Genomic DNA, 18,460 nt, shown 5'->3' with positions numbered 1-18,460 from the left:
AGGCCAACCGCCATGGTATGCGCCCCGAGCCCAACATGGCACTGGCCAGCACGTTGGCCCTATATCCAAAGCACACCACCGCTCCCGTAGGAGCGGCTTCAGCCGCGAAGCTTATGCTGGGTCTCGATCATTCGCGGCTAAAGCCGCTCCTACAGAACTGATGGCGCCTACCAAGCTCGGCGCCTCAGTCGACGTCATACGCCAACAGGTCCTGGTACTCGGCACGCCGACGGATCAGCCGACTGCCTTGTTGCAGGTCCACCAGCACCGCGGCGGCGGCCTGGCGACCGCAGTACTCGGTCATGTTTTCCAGGGCGTAGGCGCCGACATCGAGCAAGGCAATGACGTCACCGACGGCAGTAGCGGCCGGCAATTCGCGCATATTCGGCTGGTTGACCAATACCTCTTCCAGCAAGCCGCGGTGCGCCATTAGCGCCGGCTCAGCCTTGAGCAGGGAGTTCAGCGCGCCTTCACCTTCAATGTCGTAGTAGGTATCGCTGCTGTCGCACAGCGGCCCCACCATGCGGCATTGCTTGGTCTGCACATCATCGGCGCGCGAGGCGTTGAGCATGTGGAAATACCAGCCGTTATAGATATCGAACAGCACGCTGTAGCCGGCATCCAGGTAATACACCGGGCGCTGCTGACGCTGCTTCTCGGCCTCGATGCGGGTCAGCAGAATCGCCGTATCGCTGACCATGCTGCGGCCTGGCTCGACGATGATCTCGATCTGCTCGCCCAGCGCCTGCCCAATCGGCTTGATCAGGTGTTTGGACAGCAGGGCGAAGTCGATGGTGGTGCGATAGTTCTCGCAATAGTGAGCAGCAACCTTGTCGAAGTTATCCGGCGCACTGCTGTAGTTTTTCGGGAACCCGCCACCCAGGTTCACATGCTCCAGCGGGTACGGCAGCATCTCCGCCACCTGCTTGAAATAGCCAATCAGGAACTCCGCTTCCGCCTCGTACACGGCGATGTCGTTAACCTGAGTACCAATATGGGCGTGAATGCCGACCATCTTCAGGGCCTGCGGGTTCTGCACGATCAGCGCGATAGCTTCGGCCTGCTCAATACTGGTCATGCCGAATTTGGACGCTGAAGTGCCGGTCTGCCAGCCGGCGGCGGCACCGCCCTTGATCTCCGGAATGATCCGCAGGGTGACCCGCGCCTGCTGCTGCAACTCAGTGGCCACAGCGAGGATGCGTGACAGCTCCGACAGCGAGTCAACGTTGATCGCCTTGATCCCGGCGCCAATCACTTCGCGCAGCTCGCCGACCTGCTTGGCCACCCCGTTGAACACCATGTCCGCCGGGGCATAACCGGCGGCCCGCGCCTTAAAGAATTCGCCGCCGGAATTGACCTCCACCGACAGGCCACAGTCCTTGAACACCTTGAGCACCGCCAGGTTGGCGCAGGCCTTGCTGGCAAAGCACACACGGGTATTGGCATGTTCCCGCCGGAAGTTACCGAGAATATCCAGAGCATTCTCGCGCAACTTGGTTTGCGAGTAGACGTACAACGGCGAGCCATAACGCTGCAACAATTCGATGGCATTGACCCCGTCGATCAGCAATTGATTATTGGCACTATCAAGATGCTGTTTTCTTTTCCAGGGGTGCAACGAGACGACTTGACTCATAATTGATTACTCACTTATGCAAGGGCAGTTTTAAATAGTGGCTAGTTTCTATTAGTCAGTTTTATTAATGCTGTGTGGCCAACAAGCGGCGCAAATTAGTGGACTGCGGCGCATTGAATAATTGTTCCGGGCTGCCCTGCTCTTCGATCCGCCCTTGGTGCAAATACACCACCTTGGACGACACTTCGCGGGCAAAGCGCATTTCGTGGGTAACCATGATCATCGTGCGGCCTTCCTGGGCCAGTTCGCGAATCACCAGCAGCACCTCGTTGACCAGTTCCGGGTCCAGGGCCGAGGTCGGCTCATCGAACAGCATCACCTCCGGGTCCATAGCCAGGGCACGGGCAATCGCGACCCGCTGCTTCTGCCCGCCAGACAGGCACTCCGGATACACATGGCATTTTTCCAGCATGCCGACCCGCGCCAGCAGGGTCTTGGCCTGGGCTTCAACCTCATCCTTGTTGCGTTTGAGGACGATGCAGGGGCCCATCATCACGTTCTCCAGCACCGTCATATGCGGCCACAGGTTGAACGACTGAAAGACCATGGCCAGACGCGAACGCACACGCTCGATCTGCCGCTGAAATCGCCGCGAACGACCGCCGCGCAGGTTCGGCGCCAGGTCCAGCTCCTCGCCATGCACGCGCAACTTGCCGCTGTCGGGAAACTCCAGCAGGTTCATGCAACGCAACAAGGTGCTTTTGCCTGAGCCTGAGGAGCCGATGATGCTGATCACATCATGCTTTTGCGCCGTCAATGACACGCCTTTAAGCACTTCGACGCCATCAAAGGATTTGTGTAAATCCTCAACTTGCAACGCGGCATTGTTATTGACTGCGATCATGATGAAACCCCTGTTGATACCCGCACAGCGAGTGGTAATTCTTTACGTGGCTCGGCAACTCGACAACGCATATGCCGGGTCAAACACTTCTCCAGTCGACGCCAGAGCAAAACAAATACCGTGGTCATGGCCAGGTAAATAACCGCGGCCCAGAAGTACACCGACAAATCGAAGGTCTGGGAAAATATCCGCCGGGTTTGCCCCATCACATCCAGCACGGTAATCACGCTGACCACCGCACTGCCCTTCAACAACAAAATGATTTCGTTGCCCAAGGCCGGGAAGGCAATGCGATAGGCATTCGGCAAGATGATCTTTTTATATTGCTGAAATTTGGTCAGGCCCAACGCCACGCCCGCCTCGATCTGGCCAAAAGGCACCGCCTTCAAACCGCCACGGAGAATTTCCAGCTGGTAGGCCGTGGAGTTGAGGACGAAGGTCAGCAACGCGCAGTAGTAGGGGTCGCGAAAGAACCACCAAAGGCCGAGCTCGTTCAGCTCGGCACGGAACTGCCCCGAGCCGTAATAGACCAGGAACAACTGCGCCAGTAACGGCGTACCGCGAAAGAACGACACATACAGACGAATCGGCCAACGCAACCAGACCTGCTCGCTGCGACGCAGAATGGCCAACGGCAACGACAGCGAACAGGCGATCAAGACCGAAATCACCGTGATCTGCAGGGTCATGCTGGCGCCGGCCTGAAACTGGCTGGCGTAGCGGGTTAAAATCTCAAACATGCTGTTTACCCTCTGCCGTTAGGCTGCGCGCAAGCCGCGGTTAGCCCGTTTTTCCATGCGCGCCAGGCAGCACTCGAACAGGATGCAAATCGCCCAGTAAATCAGGCAGACGGTCAGGAAAAACACGAATGGCTTCTTGGTCGTGCCCACCGCCACATTGGCCATGCGCATCAAGTCATTCAGGGCAATCACCGAGACCAGCGCGGTATCTTTCAACAGGTTGATCCACAGGTTGCCCAGCCCCGGCAGCGCCAGGCGCAACATCTGCGGCAACTCGATCAAGCGAAAGATGGTGAAGCGCCGCACGCCCAACGCCTGGGCGGCTTCCAGCTGACCGTGATCGAGCGCCTGCCAGGCGCCGCGCAGCACTTCACTGGCATAGCCACCGAAGACCATGCCGAGCGCCAGCACACCGGCCAGAAACGGGCTCAGCTCGAAGTAACCGGACTGCGGGCTGTACCACTTCAACAGGCTATTAATCCCCAGCCCGACGCCGTGATAAATGATGAACAGGGTCAGCAGTTCCGGCAGACCGCGAATGGTGGTGGTGAAGGTCACCGCCATGGCACGCGGCACGGGCCGACCGAAAATGGTGATTGCGGCCACCAGCAGGCCCAGCAACAACCCCACCGGCAAGGTCGCGACGGCGAGCGACAGGGTGACCCCTAGGCCACTCAGCAACTCATCGCCCCACCCGCCATCACTGAAGCTCAGGTAATTGAGCCAATCCATAGGGCATCCTCTTAACAATCAAAAACCCACGCCGCCGAGGCGGCGCGACGTTACTTCTGCAGGGTCAGCAAATTGACCGAGAAGAACTTGTCATTGATGGTTTTGTAGGTGCCGTCGGCAATCAGTGCGGCCAGGGCCACGTTGAGGGATTCGCGCAGCTGGTCATCGTCCTGGCGCAGAGCCATGCCGACGCCCTCTCCGACGTATTTCGGGTCGCTGATCGGCTCACCGGCCAGCTTGCAGCAGCTGCCGTCGTCGGATTTATGGGTCCAGTCGAGCATCGGGATCATGTCGCCCACCTGGGCATCCAGGCGCCCGGACACCAGGTCCAGGTTCACCGCATCCTGGGTTGGATACAGGCGCACGTCAGCGTCAGGGAAGGCGGCGGTCAGGTAATCAGCCTGGGTGGTGGAGCCTTGCGCACCGATGGTTTTGCCAGCCATGGCGGCGGGCGAGAAATCTGTGAGGGTGGAGTCTTTCGGCACCACAAAGGTCATTGCCGACTTCTGGTAGGGCTCGGTGAAATCGACCTTCTGCCGGCGCTCTGCGGTGATGAACATCGAGGCGATGATGACGTCGTATTTGTTCGCCAACAGGGCCGGGATAATGCCGTCCCAATCCTGGGCGACAAAGGAGCACTTGGCCTGCATTTTTGCGCACAGGGCGCGGCCAATCTCGATATCAAAGCCGGCCAACTGGCCATCCGCGGTGAAGTAGTTGAACGGTGGGTATGCCCCTTCGGTAGCAATGCGCAAGGTCGGGGTTTCGTTCGCCATGACCGCAGCGGCCGGCAGGGCGGCGACCATGGCGGACAGGAGCAAGGAACGTAGAGTCTTATTCATATTATTTTCCTCTGGAATCTGGTTTCGCAGTGAGGGAACCGAGCGCATTACCCCGCCTGAATGCAGGGTTTATCGCGGTTGCGAAATTAGAATCCGCCCCGCCTGTGCATTTATCAAATGTATATTTGTTATCCAATACATAGCCGAGTGCTATGCGTGCGCACTCAGCAAATTCCAGCAAAAACATGCACCGAGGCAGTGCTTAGGCAAGCGTTCAAGGGGACACAATGGTGCAGTTTTGCGACAGCACAGAGGCCGTTGAAGGGGTGTTTGGCGTTAGCAGAAATGAGGTAGGCGCACGGTTAAAAGCTTCGCGGTCAAGACCGCTCCCACAGATTCTTCAGGCGCCTCGCCCCCCCCCGGTCCCATCAGGAGGCCGAGTGAAGGTGCTGTGGCATGGATGCCAAATGAGGAACGATGGGGGGGGCCGCCTAGGCCAGGGATGGCCCACCGTGACGACCCTCGGAACAGCGCCGAAACGAGGAAACGCAGCGAAGCGGAGTAACAGCCGGAGGCTGGCCCGCAGGGTGAGCGAAGCGAATCAAGTTGAGCGCAGCGAAACCCGGATGCCGGGTGCGCTTTCTCTTTGGTTACTTTCTCTTTCGCGCAAGCCAACGTAGCGCAGCGGAGTAACAGCCGCAGGCTGGCCCGAAGGGCGAGCAAAGCGAGTCAAGAGAAAGTGACTCGGCGTAAAGCCGAAACCGGTAGCGGCTAGGTACACATAAAAGAGCCGTCGGCTCAGGGTAGGCATTGAGGGTTATTCAGCGCTGCCCGGACGGACCCAAGGCAGCGCGAATATACAGCGAGGGTGAATCGAGGGTGCTGAGCGCGCTTACTGCATCCACGGCGGCGGTGGCGGCTCGTCGTTGGGCGCGTCTTCGGCGTTGAGCAAGGCCACGCGACGCGCTTCGTCGGCCAGGGCGGCCTTGATTTCACGCATCACCGCGTCGATATCGGCGGCATCGTCCGGCTCGTCGAACTCGCCGGTCAGCGGGCTTTCCGGAGTCAGGTTACCTTCCTCGTAGAGCGCCCACATTTCCTTCGCATACTTGGTAAAGCGCAACTCGGGAGCGAACTGACCGAAGTACTCGGCCATGTTGCGCACATCGCGCTCCAGCATGTTGAAGGCGTGGTTGTTGCCAGCAGCATCCACCGCCTGCGGCAGGTCGATGATCACCGGGCCATCAGGGCCGAGCAGCACGTTGAACTCAGACAAGTCACCATGCACCAGGCCGGCACACAGCATCTTGACGATTTCCTGAATCATGAACGCGTGGAACTCGCGCGCATCGTCCGGGTGCAGGTCGACATCGTTGAGGCGCGGCGCCACTTCACCGTTGCCGTCGGTGACCAGCTCCATCAGCAGCACGCCTTCGAGGAAGTCATAAGGCGTCGGCACGCGCACCCCGGCATTGGCAAGGCGGAACAAGGCCGCCACTTCGGCGTTCTGCCAAGCGTCTTCCTGGCCCTTACGGCCGTACTTGGAGCCCTTGGCCATGGCGCGGGCGTCGCGGGTGTTGCGCACCTTGCGGCCTTCCTGGTACTCGGCAGCCTGACGGAAACCGCGCTTGTTGGCCTCTTTGTAAACCTTGGCACAGCGCAGCTCTTCACCGCAGCGCACCACGTACACGGCGGCTTCCTTACCACTCATCAGCGGGCGAATCACCTCGTCGACCAGACCATCTTCGACCAGCGGTTCAATACGTTTTGGGGTCTTCATCAGCTTTAACCGGGGCTCCTGCGTAACCACCTAATACTGCCGCACGTTATACGGCAAACTGCCCGCCACGCCCAGCCGCGCACGCTACCGGGGCAGCAGACTGTGGCGCAAAGCCTCAATGGCGTAACGCACCTTGGCCGGCTGCGCATCGCGACGCGGGGTGACGATATAGATACCCGCCGGCGATGGTTGCCAATCCGGCAGCAGCACCAGCAATTGGCCGCTGGCAAGCTCGGCCTGAATCTCGGGCTGTGGCTGCAGGGAAATGCCCATACCGGCCAGGGTGAACTGGCGCACCGAGAGAATATTGTTGCAGGCCACCCGACTGTCGAGACGCAGGCGCTGCACCTGGCCAGCCGGCCCGTGCAGACTGACCTGGTTTTGGCCAGCGCCCTGCAGGCTCAGCCAATCGAGGCCCGATAACTGCTCCGGACTGGTGACCAGGCCACAACGCGCCAGATAGCTCGGCGCCACGCACAGCAGCATGGGCCAGTCGCCCAGATGGCGGGCCACCAGGCTGGAGTCTTCCTGCGGACCGACGCGAATGGCCAGGTCAATGCGCTGCTCGATCAGGTCGATCTGCTCATCATGGAAAAACAGCCGCAGCTTCAACCCCGGATGGGCACGCAGCAAAGGCGCCAACGCGTCGGTCAGCAACCGTCCGGAAAAGCCCACCGGCGCGGCGATACGCAACTCACCCACCGGCGCATCGCGCAACTCGGCCAGGCGCTGCTCGGCCTGCTGGGCCAACGCCAGAATCTGCGCACAGTTCTGGTAGAAGCTGGCGCCCGCCTCGGTCAGGGTCAGCTTGCGCGTAGTGCGGTGCAACAGGCTGACCTGGGTGCTCTGCTCCAGTTTGCGAATCTGCTGGCTGACCGCCGATGGGGTCATGCCCAACACCTCGGCCGCCGCCACCATTGAGCCCTTATCGACCACCGTGGCAAACAGCGCCATGCGCTTGATCCGCTCCATTATGAAGCCCTGCTTAATTATCAAAGGCATTTAAGCCTATTTTTCTGCCAATTATCCAGTAGCAAGATACAACCACCTTAACGCACTGGAGACACCCCATGAAACTCGCCCTGATTGGCGCCACCGGTTACGTCGGCGCCGCCCTGCTGCAAGAAGCCCTCGACCGTGGCCACCAGGTCACCGCCCTGGTGCGCCACCCAGAGAAACTGCCCGAGCATCCTTCCCTGACGGGCGTGCAGGCCGACGTCAACGACCCCGTCGCCCTCGCCAGTCTGTTGGCTGGTCACGATGCCGTGCTCAGCGCCTTCAACCCAGGCTGGGGAGTTGCCGATATCCGCGAGCAATTTATCCAGGGCAGCCGACATATCCTCGAGGCCACCAAGCTGGCCGGCGTATCCCGTCTGCTGGTGGTCGGTGGCGCGGGCAGCCTGTATGTGGCGCCGGGCCTGCAACTGATCGACACGCCGAACTTCCCCGCCGAATACAAGGAAGGCGCCGAAGGGGCTCGACAGGCGCTGAACATGCTGCGCGACGAACAACAACTGCAATGGACCTTCCTCTCGCCGGCCGCCCTGCTGAAACCCGGCCCGCGCACCGGCCAGTTCCGTCTCGGTGGCGAGCAATTGCTCATGCATGGCGAGCAACCAGGGACGATCTCGGTGGCCGACCTGGCCGTCGCTCTGCTCGATGAAACCGAGCAACCGCAACACATTCGCCAGCGCTTTACGTTGGCTTACTAACCCTGCCGCCGCGCAGGCTCAAACACCGAGCCTGCCGGTGCACCTTGAACGGAGTCAGCATGACCTTAACCACCACTGCATTTGTCCGCACAGACACCCCGGCGCGCTATATCAGCCGCCTGTGCAAACACTTAGCCCACAAGCTGCCGGTCAACTTCGACGCGCAACAGGGCCGCATTGAATTCCCACTCGCCCTGGCGCTGCTGCAATCGAGCACCGCAGGTCTGACGCTGGAGGTGCGCGCCAGCACCACCGAAGAGTTGCACAGGATTCAACAGGTCGTCGCCAGCCACTTCGAACGCGTGGCCTGGCAGGCGGAATTGACGCTCACCTGGCAGTAGTTTGAAAGTCAGATAGGCATTGGCAATGCCTTAGGCCACGGCTGACAATCCTCCCACACCCCAAGGAGGACGCCGCCATGCTCGATCCCGAGCGCTGCTGGCAAGCAGTGTGCGAACGCGACGCCAACTACGACGGCCGCTTTGTCTTTGCTGTGCGCACCACCGGCATCTTCTGCCGCCCCAGCTGCCCAGCCCGCCGCCCCCTGCGCGCCAATGTGCAGTTTCTCAGCGATGCACCCAGTGCCGCGGCCGCCGGCTTCCGTCCGTGCAAGCGCTGCACACCCCAAGGCGCCAGCCCCGCTGAACAGCTCGATGCGCTGGTCAGTGCCGCCTGTGAGCTGCTGGATAACGCCGAGCAGACACTGACGCTGACCGAGTTGGCGGCACGCATCGGTTTATCCGCCTCACACCTGAGCCGCGCCTTCAAGGCCCGCACGGGCCTGACGCCGCATGCCTGGGTCAATGCCCGCCGCCAGCAGCGCCTGCACGCCGCCCTGCCTGAGGCCACGTCCGTGCTCGCGGCCGCGTTGCAAGCCGGCTACCCCGACACCCGCGCGCTCTATCGCCAAGCAGGACCGCGTCCGGCTCGGCCACGGCCGGCCGGAGAACTACTGAGCTACGGCATCAGCCCTTGCCCGCTGGGCTACCTGTTGCTGGCCGCCAGCGCCCATGGCGTGTGCGCCCTGCTGTTCGGCGATCAGCCCGCCGCGCTTGAAGCCGAGCTGCGCCAGCGCTTTGCCAGTGCCGAACTGCAACGTGACGACCACGGTCTGGGCGATTGGCTAAGCGCAGTCCTGAGCCAGTTGCACGAACCGGCGCGCGCCGCCCATTTGCCCCTGGATCTGCGCGGCACGGCGTTCCAGCAACAGGTCTGGCAAGCGCTACAGACCATACCGCGCGGGCAAACCCGTCGTTACGGCGACTTGGCCGCACAACTGGCCACCCATCCGCGCGCCATCGCCAGGGCGTGTGCCAGCAATCCGCTGGGCCTGTTGGTGCCCTGTCATCGGGTGGTGGCCGCCGATGGCGGCCTGAGTGGTTATCGCTGGGGTGTGGCGCGCAAAGAAGCGCTGCTGGCCGCCGAAGCCCAGAGTGCCGCAACAACGCCCGAGGATTGAGCCGCCAACAATCGACTGCCCTCGGATATTCGCGGCTGAAGCCGCTCCTACAAGAACACGCGGCGCTGGAAAATCAGGCGCAAAAAAAGGCGGCACCGCCAAAACGGGCCGCCTTAAATCACGGAGTAAGCGTCAGGCGGCAAGGCCGCCTGGCAATTACCTCAGTTGGATGCCGACTCGATGATCGCCGTCACACCTTGACCGCCGGCGGCACAAATCGAAATCAAGCCACGGCCTTTTCCGGCCACCGAAATCAGCTTGGCCAGGTTGGCGACGATGCGCCCGCCGGTGGCGCCAAACGGGTGACCGGCCGCCAGGGAGCTGCCTTTGACGTTCATCTTGCTGCGGTCGATGGCTCCCAGCGCACCGGCCAGGCCCAAACGGGACTGGCAGTAATCGGCATCTTCCCAAGCCTTGAGCGTGCACAGCACTTGGGCTGCGAAGGCTTCGTGGATCTCGTAGAAGTCAAAATCCTGCAACGTCAGGTTATTCCGCGCCAGCAAGCGCGGTACCGCGTACACCGGCGCCATCAGCAGGCCTTCGTCGCCTTTGACGAAATCCACAGCCGCCGCCTCGCCATCCTTGAAGTAGGCCAGGATTGGCAAGCCACGGGCCTTGGCCCATTCCTCACTGGCCAACAGCACCACCGAAGCGCCGTCGGTCAGCGGTGTCGAGTTAGCGGCGGTCATGGTGCCGTGCGGGCCACGTTCGAAGCAGGGCTTGAGGCTGGCGAGCTTCTCCAGGCTGATTTCCGGACGCAGGTTCTGGTCGCGGGTCAGACCGTGAAAGGGGGTGAGCAGGTCGTCGTGCCAACCTTCGGCGTAGGAAGCGGCGAGCTTTTGATGGCTGAGCACCGCCAGTTGATCTTGCTCGTCGCGTGGGATGGCCCAGCGCTGCGCCATCAACTCGCAGGACTCACCCATCGACAGGCCGGTGCGTGGTTCACCATTGCGCGGGATCGATGGGGCCAGGTGACGCGGGCGAATCTTCAGCAGGCTTTTGACCTTGTCGCCGGTGGTCTTGCCGCGGTTGGCTGCCAGGAGGATATGGCGCAGCTCTTCGTGCACGCCAATCGGCGCGTCCGAAGTGGTGTCGACGCCGCCGGCGATACCGCTGTCGATCTGCCCGAGGGCGATCTTGTTGGCCACCAAAATCGCTGCTTCAAGCCCAGTGCCGCACGCCTGTTGCAAATCGTAGGCGGTGGTTTCCGGCGACAGGCGCGAGCCCAGCACGCACTCGCGGGCCAGGTTGAAGTCGCGCGAATGCTTGAGCACCGCGCCAGCAACGAAATCACCAATGCGCTCGCCGTGCAGGTTGAAGCGCTCCACCAAGCCATCAAGGGCGCTGGTGAGCATTTCCTGGTTGCTGGCGGTGGCATACACCGTATTGGAACGGGCGAAAGGAATACGGTTGCCGCCAACAATGGCGACCCGACGCAGCTGGGTCATGGAGAGTTCCTTTGAGAATGCACAGTAAGTCCCTGCAGCCTAGCGCCGTCAGCGGCCACGGCATTGGCCGGCATGCCGGATCGAGAGTCAGACGCGGTCAATTGCGCAATCCACCGGGCTGGGTAAAGTGGCGGCACTTTTGATCCACCTGCTGGAGCCCGAGCATGTCCGACCGTTACTTAGCCTTCGCCAATTCCAACCTGGGCCGCCGCCTGGTCGGCGCCCTTGGTCTGCCGGCCCCGCTGCGCCTGGAGCGCTGGCAAGCCGGACGCGTCCAGCCGGTAAACGGCGCGCTGCTGCTGGGGGGCACCGGCGCCCTGGCCACAGCCGCCAGCGCCTGTCTGAACAAACTCACCAGTGACAACTACAGCGCCGTCGAAGGTGCCTTTGGCCTGCCACGCTGGACTGCCGAGCACGGCCCAAAACTCAAAGCACTGATCTTCGATGCCAGCGCGCTAACCAGCTTTGAGCAACTGATAGAGCTGCGTCACTTCTTCCAGCCGGCCTTCAAGGGCCTGGGCAAATGCCCGCGGGTGGTGATCCTGGCGCGTGCGCCGGAGTCGCTGAAAGACCCGGTGGCCGCCAGCGTGCAGCGCTCGCTGGAAGGCTTCAGCCGCTCCCTGGGCAAGGAAATCCGCCGTGGCGGCAGCGTGCAGCTGATCTACGTCGGCAAGGGCGCAGAAGACCAACTGGAAGGCGCCCTACGCTTCTTCCTCTCGCCGAAAAGCGCCTATGTGTCTGGCCAGGTGCTGCGCCTGAGCCCGTGCGCAGCCCAGGTCAGTGACTGGAGTCGCCCCCTGGCGGGCAAGATCGCCCTGGTCACTGGCGCCAGCCGTGGCATCGGCGCCGCCATCAGCGAAACCCTGGCCCGCGATGGCGCCAAGGTGGTATTGCTGGACGTGCCCCAGGCCAAAGACGCGCTTGATGCCCTGGCCGCGCGCCTTGGTGGGCAGGCCCTGGCGCTGGATATCTGCGCCGTGGATGCCGGTGCGCAACTGGTGGCGGCACTGGCCGACGGCGTCGACATCGTCATCCACAACGCCGGCATCACCCGCGACAAGACCCTGAAGAACATGAGCGAAGCGCTCTGGGACTCGGTGATCAACGTCAACCTGCGCGCCCCGCAAGTGCTGACCCAAGCCCTGCTGGACGCCGGCAAACTGCACGACAACGGCCGCGTGGTGCTGCTCGCTTCCATCAGCGGCATCGCCGGCAACATGGGCCAGAGCAACTACGCAGTGAGCAAAGCTGGTCTGATCGGCCTCGCCGCGGCCTGGGCGCCAGCCCTGGGCAAGCGCGGCATCACCCTCAACGCCATCGCTCCGGGCTTTATCGAAACCCAGATGACCGCGGCCATTCCCCTGGGGATTCGCGAGGCCGGCCGGCGTATGAACTCCATGAGCCAAGGCGGTCAGCCGCAAGACGTCGCCGAAGCCGCCGCCTGGTTTGCCCAACCAACCAGCGGCTGCGTTACCGGCCAGGTACTGCGAGTCTGCGGACAGAGCTTGCTCGGCGCCTAAAACGGACCCCGTAGCCCGGATGCAATCCGGGGACATTGCCCGGTTCGCAGCACGTAGGATGGGTTGAGCGTAGCGATACCCATCGGTCTCGCATTGATGGGTATCGCTACGCTCCACACCATCCTACGGTCGGTTGCCGCCCTGCCGTTCGGCGTCGTCACGACCACGGCGGCGGAACTCCACCGGGGTTTCGCCGACCCAGCGCTTGAAGGCGCGGTAGAAGGTGCTCGGCTCGGAGAAGCCGGTGCGTTCGACGATCACATCAATGCGCTCGTCGCTGTTGAGCAACAGGTCTTTGGCCAGGCGGCAGCGGTAGTCGGTAATCAGGTCATTGAAGCGCACGCCGGCCACGGCCAGGCGTTCGCGCAGGCGCCGGGCCGGCATGTTCAGGCGCGCCGCCACCTGCTCCAGGGTGGCGCCGTTATCCACCAGCAACTCGGCGATCAGCTCGCGCACCTGACGCACCAGGTCCAGACGTTCGACTTCGGCCAGTTGCCGGCGGGCTAGGGACTCGTGCATCTGCAACAGTTCCGGAGCCGCGTGGCGCGAGGCTTTGGCCAGCACGGCAGCATCAAAAACCAGCGCATAGTGGGGCTGAGCGAAGTGTGCCGGGCAACCATACACCTGTTCATAGCGCGCCAGCGGCGCCCCCTCGGCATGCATAAAGTGCACTTCGCGGGGTTTGAAGTCGCCCTCAGTGAGGGCGCTGAACATACGAATCACCGCCCCGGAGAGCATCTCCGGGAAGTGCCGGGGCACATCAGCGCTCATGCAGGTGGTTAACGTGGCCATCTCGCCCTCGACCTCCAGCTTGGCGCTCAAGCTGTCAGAGAGCAGGCGTACATAGCGCAGGGCATGGCGCAAGCCATCACCGAAGGTTTCGCTGGACAGAAACATGTACTCCAGCAGCAGGCCGTGAAATGCCGGCAGGTGCTGAGCCAGGTGCAAGCCTACATGTTCTTCGCCGCACTCTTCGCTGGCGGCCTTCCAGAACAGCACTTGCGCCATGTGCGGGTAGCGGCCGCTGGGCAATACGCCGGCCGGCATGCCCAGCCGCGCCAATACCCGATCAGGATCGGCACCACTGGCCCGCAGCGCGTCGAACGCCAGACGCATCAGCGCCACATCGTCGGTGAGATCACGCATAGATAAGAATTCTTGTTATGAATGAGGCGCAGCCATCTTAGGCGGCTCTAGCCTAAGGCTTCAAGGTCGGATGTGGCCGGCCAGTCGATTGACTGGCGCGCCGTTACGCTCGGCCCCACGGCCAATGCCCGCGCTGACCAAGTCGCTAAGCTGCGGGCCACTTCGCCCAAGGAATCCGCCTATGCCCACCGTCTGGCAGCACCTCGCCACGCCCCCAGCCCTGCCTGGCCTGTTTGTGCGTGCGGCCTTGCGCCGCGGCATTCGCGGCCAGCAATTGCCGAACCTGGGCTTGCGTGCCGAACTGAGCGTCGATCCCAAGCACTTGACGCAGTATCGCCAGGTGTGTGAGATCGCCAACAGCGCCTACCTGCCAGCGGCGTATCCGCACATTTTGGCCTTCCCACTGCAAATGCAATTGCTCACCGATGCGCGCTTTCCGCTGCCGCTACTGGGCCTGGTACACGTGGAAAACCGTGTACGCGTGCTGCGCCCCCTCGGCGGCCTTGGGCCCTTTACTGTCAGCGTCGAGCTTGGGCCACTGCAGCCCCACAGTAAGGGCGGCGTGTTCAGCCTGATCACTCGCCTGGAAGACCAGCTGGGCCTGCTCTGGGAAGGCGAAAGCCGCATGCTCTGCCGCGGCCTGCCGGTGCCCGGCGTAGCGGTCAACCCTGCGGCGCAAACGCCACTTCCCCTGCGCGAGGTGGCGCAGTGGAGCGCACCGGCGGATATCGGCCGCCGTTATGCCCGTGCCTCGGGTGACTTCAATCCAATCCACCTGAGCGCCATCAGCGCCCGACTGTTTGGTTTCCCCCGCGCCATTGCCCATGGCTTCTGGAACAAGGCGCGCACCTTGGCCGAACTGCAACAGCACCTGCCCGACGCGGGCTACGAACTAAGCGTGCGCTTCCAGCAACCGTTGCTGCTGCCCGGCTCCGTAACCTTGCAGGCCAGCGCCCCTGGCCCCAGCGGCCAACTCAGCCTGCAAGGCAAGGATGGCGCCGTGCATATGAGCGGCCGCTGGCAGCCCTGCGACCCTTGCGATACGGCACACAAGGCTTGAAGCTATGCGGTACTTAGGAGTACCGCATGAACCTCAGCGAACTGACTCAACGCCTGCACGCGATCCGCGACCAGAACGACTGGCAGCGTTTTCACAACCCGAAAAACCTGGCCATGGCCGCCAGCGTGGAAATGGCCGAGCTGGTGGAAATCTTCCAGTGGCTGGAACCCGCCGAAGCCCGCGCCCTGACACCCGCCCAGCGCGAACACGCGGGTCAGGAAGTGGCCGACATCCTCATGTACCTGACCCTGCTGTGCAGCGAGTTGGGCATCGACATGGACCAGGCCCTGGAAGCCAAGCTGGCCGACAACGAACGCAGGTTCGCGGTATGAGCGCGCCTGACGACCGCCACTTCGACCAACTGGCCACCCGTTTTGCCGAAAAAATCTACGGTGGCGCCAAGGGCGCTATCCGCCTCGCCGTGCTCCAGGCTGACTTGCGCGAGGCGCTGCCACAGCGACCGTTGCGCGTGCTGGATATCGGTGGCGGTCTCGGCCATATGGCCCTGTGGCTGGCCGAGCAAGGTCATCAGGTGACCTTCACCGAGCCTGCCGCACCGATGCTTGAAGGCGCCCGCGAGCGCTTTGCCGCCGCCGGCCAGAGCGCCACGTTTATCCAGGCGCCATGGCAGGAATTACCGGGGCAATTTCAGGGCCCCTTCGACCTGGTGCTCTGCCACGCCGTGCTGGAATGGCTGGCCGAGCCCTACAGCATCTTCCCGGTATTGCGTCAGCTCACCACTGCCGAGGGCTGGCTGTCGCTGGCCTTCTACAACAAGGACGCGCTGATCTACCGCAACCTGCTCAAGGGCCATTTCCGCAAATTGCGCGAGCACAGCTTTGCCGGCGAAAAGCAGAGCCTGACCCCGCAGCAGCCCCTCGATCCGCGCGAGCTGGCGACGCAACTTGCCGTGCACTGGACGGTCGAAAGCCAGAGCGGCGTGCGGGTGTTCCACGACTACATGCCGCGTGAATTCCAGGAGAAAACCGCCACTCATAATCTGGCCGAGCTGATCGAGATGGAGCTGGCCTACCGCCGCCATCCGAGCTTTGCCGGTTTGGGTCGTTACCTGCACTGGATCTGCCGCCCGAATCTGACGGAGTAACCATGAGCCTGCGCATTTTGTTGATCAGCACCAGCCTGACGCTGACCGCCTGCTCCAGCCCCAACCCCTACAGCCCGCAATCCACGCCGCTGCCACCCGCACCGGCGGCTGCCGCACAGACCTTCGACCGCAGCGCCTACCCGGCCGCGCCCCGCGACTACGGCCGTTACCGCAGCTGGGCCTGGCAAAATGGCCAACTGCCGGCCGGTGCCGGTTGGGCGGACCCGGCACAGATCGCCGAACTGCTCGCCAACAGCCTCGACCAGCACGGCCTGCGCCCGGCCCAGGGCGGCGCCAAGGCCGATCTGTTGGTCAGCAGCCAGGTTCGTACCGAGCGCCGTCAGGTGGAAACCTACGATGACCGCGGCGCCTACTACGGCCACAGCCCGTACGGCAACACCTACGGAGTGGCCGGCAGCGTGCCGCTGCGGCGCACCTACGAGGAGCACTACCTGATTGTGCAGGTCCGCCTGCTCGAGGCCGCCAGTGGCGTAGAAGTGTGGAGCAACAGCGCCGAGAACCGCACCACCGATGACGGCCAGGCCGCACGCAACAAGGTGCTACGCCAAACGATTCAGGACGCCCTCAGCAACTACCCGCCCGCGCCTTAAGTCTGTTAACTGCGTGATGGGTTACGCCGCTTCGCGGCTAACCCATCCTACGATTGCAGGCAGCGTAGCCCGGATGCAAATCCGGGAAATTCAGCATGCTGATTCCATGATCCCGGATTACATCCGGGCTACGGAGCGGCGTTTTTTGTGGGAGCGGTCTTGACCGCGAAGCCGGCAAGCCAGAGCTTCGCGGTCAAGACCGCTCCCACCCAGACTACCTGCCAATATCGCGTAGCCCGCCCCAACAATTCGCCGGCGCCCGGCAAGCGATACCCATCAATAGTTCACGCCAATGATCAACGGAACGGCGGTTCATCGAAGCTGCGCAGCTTGCGTGAATGCAGGGTGTTGAGTTGGCTGCGCAGCAGGTCGAGGGCGGCCAGGCCGATGGTCAGATGCTGGCTAACCGCGCGCTCGTAGAACGCCCCGGCCGAGCCCGGCAGCTTGATCTCGCTGTGCAGCGGTTTGTCCGACACGCACAGCAGCGTGCCGTAAGGCACCCGCAGGCGATAACCTTGGGCGGCGATGGTGCCGCTTTCCATGTCCACCGCCACCGCGCGGGCGAGGTTGATCTGCGGTCGCTCCTGGGCCCAGCGCAACTCCCAGTTACGGTCATCGTAGGTCAGCACGGTGCCGGTACGCAGGCGCTTTTTCAGCGCCTCGCCACGTTCACCGGTGACGTTCGCCGCCGCTTCCTGCAAGGCCTGCTGCACCTCGGCCAGGGCCGGGATGGGAATATTGGTCGGCAGCACCCGATCGAGGATGCCGTCGCGACGCATATAGGCGTGGGCCAGCACGTAGTCGCCGATGGTCTGCGATTGGCGCAAGCCGCCGCAGTGGCCAATCATCAGCCAGCAATGAGGACGCAGCACAGCAAGGTGGTCGGTGATGTTCTTCGCGTTGGAGGGGCCGACGCCGATATTCACCAAGGTCACGCCGTGACCATCGCTGGCAACCAGGTGGTAGGCCGGCATCTGGTAGCGGTGCCAGACCACGCTGTCGATCACCGCCTGCATCACCTCTTCATCCATGTCGCACTCGACCATCACGTTGCCAGGCAAGACCATGCGCACGTAACGCGGATTGCTGCGCAGTTGCTCGACGCCGTGGCGGATGAACTGATCAACATAGCGGTGGTAGTTGGTCAGCAGAATCCATGGCTGTACATGCCGCCAGTCGCTGCCGCTGTAGTGCTGCAGGCGCTTGAGGGAGAAATCCACCCGCGCCGCATCGAACAGCGCCAGCGGCATCGGGTCGGCGTCCTGCCAGTCATAGAGACCGTCGGCCACGCCATCGGTGGCAGCCGACAGGTCGGTACTGGGAAACACCCGCGCCAGTTCAGCAGCGGTTACCCCGGCGGCAGCCAGTTCTTCGCCATGCTCGACGACGTAGGGATAGGGAATGTTCTGCTCGCTGAGGCCGACTTCAACAGTCACGGTGAAGTCACTCATCAGCGGCCCAAGCTGGTCGAGCAGGTAGCCGCGAAAGGCGTCTGGATGGGTGACGGTGACGCTGTAGGTCCCCGGGCTTTCCATCTTGGCATAGGCGCGCGTGCTGCTCGGCACCTCGCCCTGGCAGGCGTAGATCAGGCGCAGCAAGGGGTAACGAAACTCGCTGCGCTGGGCCTCAGTCGGCCGCTCGCGGGTTTTCAGGTAGTGCCTGATAGCCTGGCCGAGGGCTGAACAGGAGCGGGCATGCAGAGCGGCCAGGCGATCAACCGCCTCTTCGGCAGTAGCGGCGACAACAAAGTCATCGGTACAAAGGTTCACAGAGCATCTTCCTGGCTGATCGGACAGGCTCTATCTTGCCCTGATCCGCCGCGCCTGTGATAGCGCGACGTGACCCGTCGGAACATGCCACGCGGCGCTAGCCAAGCCGCCGCGTC

At 62.7% G+C, this 18,460-nt stretch carries 18 protein-coding genes; 8 read left to right on the top strand and 10 right to left on the bottom strand.

Translation table 11 applies throughout. The features are described from left to right. Nucleotides 1-184: 184 nt before the first annotated feature. The 7 genes from AC56DI_RS06325 to AC56DI_RS06295 all read right to left on the bottom strand — a co-directional run bounded on the left by AC56DI_RS06325 (nt 185) and on the right by AC56DI_RS06295 (nt 7,486). Nucleotides 185-1,636, bottom strand: a complete 1,452-nt coding sequence (locus AC56DI_RS06325; protein ID WP_496345395.1) for a diaminopimelate decarboxylase family protein — start codon at nt 1,634-1,636, stop codon at nt 185-187. Between the two features lie 64 nt (nt 1,637-1,700). Further along, entirely contained in the window at nt 1,701-2,480 is a 780-nt protein-coding gene (locus AC56DI_RS06320) for an ATP-binding cassette domain-containing protein (protein WP_496345394.1), read from the bottom strand. Then, entirely contained in the window at nt 2,477-3,220 is a 744-nt protein-coding gene (locus AC56DI_RS06315) for an ABC transporter permease (RefSeq protein ID WP_496345393.1), read from the bottom strand. The genes AC56DI_RS06320 and AC56DI_RS06315 overlap by 4 nt, the downstream gene beginning before the upstream one ends. 18 nt (nt 3,221-3,238) lie before the next feature. Continuing rightward, nucleotides 3,239-3,952, bottom strand: coding sequence for an ABC transporter permease (locus tag AC56DI_RS06310; RefSeq protein ID WP_496345392.1), 714 nt, complete (start codon nt 3,950-3,952; stop codon nt 3,239-3,241). Nucleotides 3,953-4,002: 50 nt separating this feature from the next. Beyond that, nucleotides 4,003-4,794 carry an ABC transporter substrate-binding protein gene (locus AC56DI_RS06305; protein ID WP_496345391.1) on the bottom strand — a complete coding sequence of 264 codons (792 nt, stop codon included), beginning with the start codon at nt 4,792-4,794 and terminating at the stop codon, nt 4,003-4,005. A gap of 832 nt (nt 4,795-5,626) precedes the next feature. Beyond that, on the bottom strand, nt 5,627-6,514 hold the full coding sequence (locus AC56DI_RS06300) for a PA4780 family RIO1-like protein kinase (protein WP_324518574.1): 888 nt from the start codon (nt 6,512-6,514) through the stop codon (nt 5,627-5,629). 84 nt (nt 6,515-6,598) lie between these two features. Next, the gene (locus AC56DI_RS06295) at nt 6,599-7,486 is read right to left on the bottom strand and encodes a LysR family transcriptional regulator (RefSeq protein WP_496345390.1); all 888 of its coding nucleotides are present in this window, start codon (nt 7,484-7,486) and stop codon (nt 6,599-6,601) included. 98 nt (nt 7,487-7,584) lie between these two features. On the opposite strand from AC56DI_RS06295, the gene AC56DI_RS06290 reads away from it, so the two are divergent. The 3 genes from AC56DI_RS06290 (at nt 7,585) to ada (ending at nt 9,685) form a co-directional block, all read left to right on the top strand. Then, nucleotides 7,585-8,226, top strand: coding sequence for an NAD(P)-dependent oxidoreductase (locus AC56DI_RS06290; RefSeq protein WP_496345389.1), 642 nt, complete (start codon nt 7,585-7,587; stop codon nt 8,224-8,226). Nucleotides 8,227-8,285: 59 nt separating this feature from the next. Further along, nucleotides 8,286-8,567 carry a DUF2218 domain-containing protein gene (locus AC56DI_RS06285; protein ID WP_496345388.1) on the top strand — a complete coding sequence of 94 codons (282 nt, stop codon included), beginning with the start codon at nt 8,286-8,288 and terminating at the stop codon, nt 8,565-8,567. Nucleotides 8,568-8,644: 77 nt separating this feature from the next. Beyond that, the gene (ada, locus tag AC56DI_RS06280) at nt 8,645-9,685 is read left to right on the top strand and encodes a bifunctional DNA-binding transcriptional regulator/O6-methylguanine-DNA methyltransferase Ada (RefSeq protein WP_496345387.1); all 1,041 of its coding nucleotides are present in this window, start codon (nt 8,645-8,647) and stop codon (nt 9,683-9,685) included. Between the two features lie 161 nt (nt 9,686-9,846). On the opposite strand, the gene AC56DI_RS06275 is transcribed toward ada, so the two are convergent. Further along, a complete protein-coding gene (locus AC56DI_RS06275) occupies nt 9,847-11,133 on the bottom strand; it encodes an acetyl-CoA C-acetyltransferase (protein WP_496345386.1) in 1,287 nt (428 codons plus the stop codon). 164 nt (nt 11,134-11,297) lie between these two features. On the opposite strand from AC56DI_RS06275, the gene AC56DI_RS06270 reads away from it, so the two are divergent. After that, nucleotides 11,298-12,653 carry a 3-oxoacyl-ACP reductase gene (locus tag AC56DI_RS06270; RefSeq protein WP_496345385.1) on the top strand — a complete coding sequence of 452 codons (1,356 nt, stop codon included), beginning with the start codon at nt 11,298-11,300 and terminating at the stop codon, nt 12,651-12,653. A 123-nt stretch (nt 12,654-12,776) separates the two neighbouring features. Here AC56DI_RS06270 and AC56DI_RS06265 read toward each other — a convergent pair whose 3' ends face one another. After that, the gene (locus AC56DI_RS06265; protein WP_496345384.1) at nt 12,777-13,799 is read right to left on the bottom strand and encodes an AraC family transcriptional regulator; all 1,023 of its coding nucleotides are present in this window, start codon (nt 13,797-13,799) and stop codon (nt 12,777-12,779) included. Nucleotides 13,800-13,980: 181 nt separating this feature from the next. On the opposite strand from AC56DI_RS06265, the gene AC56DI_RS06260 reads away from it, so the two are divergent. The 4 genes from AC56DI_RS06260 to AC56DI_RS06245 are packed head-to-tail and all read left to right on the top strand — an operon-like array spanning nt 13,981 to nt 16,575. Next, nucleotides 13,981-14,859, top strand: coding sequence for a MaoC family dehydratase (locus AC56DI_RS06260; protein ID WP_496345383.1), 879 nt, complete (start codon nt 13,981-13,983; stop codon nt 14,857-14,859). A gap of 26 nt (nt 14,860-14,885) precedes the next feature. Then, nucleotides 14,886-15,191 carry a nucleotide pyrophosphohydrolase gene (locus AC56DI_RS06255; RefSeq protein ID WP_496345382.1) on the top strand — a complete coding sequence of 102 codons (306 nt, stop codon included), beginning with the start codon at nt 14,886-14,888 and terminating at the stop codon, nt 15,189-15,191. Next, on the top strand, nt 15,188-15,964 hold the full coding sequence (locus tag AC56DI_RS06250) for a methyltransferase (protein WP_496345381.1): 777 nt from the start codon (nt 15,188-15,190) through the stop codon (nt 15,962-15,964). Before AC56DI_RS06255 ends, AC56DI_RS06250 begins: the two co-directional genes overlap by 4 nt. Nucleotides 15,965-15,966: 2 nt before the next feature. Continuing rightward, nucleotides 15,967-16,575, top strand: coding sequence for a DUF4136 domain-containing protein (locus AC56DI_RS06245; protein WP_496345380.1), 609 nt, complete (start codon nt 15,967-15,969; stop codon nt 16,573-16,575). Between the two features lie 296 nt (nt 16,576-16,871). Here the strand turns inward: AC56DI_RS06245 and amn are convergent, their stop codons facing one another. Continuing rightward, a complete protein-coding gene (gene amn, locus AC56DI_RS06240; RefSeq protein WP_496345379.1) occupies nt 16,872-18,344 on the bottom strand; it encodes an AMP nucleosidase in 1,473 nt (490 codons plus the stop codon). Between the last annotated feature and the right edge of the window lie 116 nt (nt 18,345-18,460).

The sequence above is a fragment of the Pseudomonas sp. BGA-UO-ETr-WB11 genome (genome assembly GCF_059567785.1).
This window is presented reverse-complemented; position numbering and strand designations above follow the sequence as displayed.

Excerpts from the sequence above, each read along its gene's own strand:
- AC56DI_RS06325 (WP_496345395.1), bottom strand. The coding sequence starts at position 1,636 with ATGAGTCAAGTCGTCTCGTTGCACCCCTGGAAAAGAAAACAGCATCTT.
- AC56DI_RS06320 (WP_496345394.1), bottom strand. The coding sequence starts at position 2,480 with ATGATCGCAGTCAATAACAATGCCGCGTTGCAAGTTGAGGATTTACAC.
- AC56DI_RS06315 (WP_496345393.1), bottom strand. The coding sequence starts at position 3,220 with ATGTTTGAGATTTTAACCCGCTACGCCAGCCAGTTTCAGGCCGGCGCC.
- AC56DI_RS06310 (WP_496345392.1), bottom strand. The coding sequence starts at position 3,952 with ATGGATTGGCTCAATTACCTGAGCTTCAGTGATGGCGGGTGGGGCGAT.
- AC56DI_RS06305 (WP_496345391.1), bottom strand. The coding sequence starts at position 4,794 with ATGAATAAGACTCTACGTTCCTTGCTCCTGTCCGCCATGGTCGCCGCC.
- AC56DI_RS06300 (WP_324518574.1), bottom strand. The coding sequence starts at position 6,514 with ATGAAGACCCCAAAACGTATTGAACCGCTGGTCGAAGATGGTCTGGTC.
- AC56DI_RS06295 (WP_496345390.1), bottom strand. The coding sequence starts at position 7,486 with ATGGAGCGGATCAAGCGCATGGCGCTGTTTGCCACGGTGGTCGATAAG.
- AC56DI_RS06290 (WP_496345389.1), top strand. The coding sequence starts at position 7,585 with ATGAAACTCGCCCTGATTGGCGCCACCGGTTACGTCGGCGCCGCCCTG.
- AC56DI_RS06285 (WP_496345388.1), top strand. The coding sequence starts at position 8,286 with ATGACCTTAACCACCACTGCATTTGTCCGCACAGACACCCCGGCGCGC.
- ada (WP_496345387.1), top strand. The coding sequence starts at position 8,645 with ATGCTCGATCCCGAGCGCTGCTGGCAAGCAGTGTGCGAACGCGACGCC.
- AC56DI_RS06275 (WP_496345386.1), bottom strand. The coding sequence starts at position 11,133 with ATGACCCAGCTGCGTCGGGTCGCCATTGTTGGCGGCAACCGTATTCCT.
- AC56DI_RS06270 (WP_496345385.1), top strand. The coding sequence starts at position 11,298 with ATGTCCGACCGTTACTTAGCCTTCGCCAATTCCAACCTGGGCCGCCGC.
- AC56DI_RS06265 (WP_496345384.1), bottom strand. The coding sequence starts at position 13,799 with ATGCGTGATCTCACCGACGATGTGGCGCTGATGCGTCTGGCGTTCGAC.
- AC56DI_RS06260 (WP_496345383.1), top strand. The coding sequence starts at position 13,981 with ATGCCCACCGTCTGGCAGCACCTCGCCACGCCCCCAGCCCTGCCTGGC.
- AC56DI_RS06255 (WP_496345382.1), top strand. The coding sequence starts at position 14,886 with ATGAACCTCAGCGAACTGACTCAACGCCTGCACGCGATCCGCGACCAG.
- AC56DI_RS06250 (WP_496345381.1), top strand. The coding sequence starts at position 15,188 with ATGAGCGCGCCTGACGACCGCCACTTCGACCAACTGGCCACCCGTTTT.
- AC56DI_RS06245 (WP_496345380.1), top strand. The coding sequence starts at position 15,967 with ATGAGCCTGCGCATTTTGTTGATCAGCACCAGCCTGACGCTGACCGCC.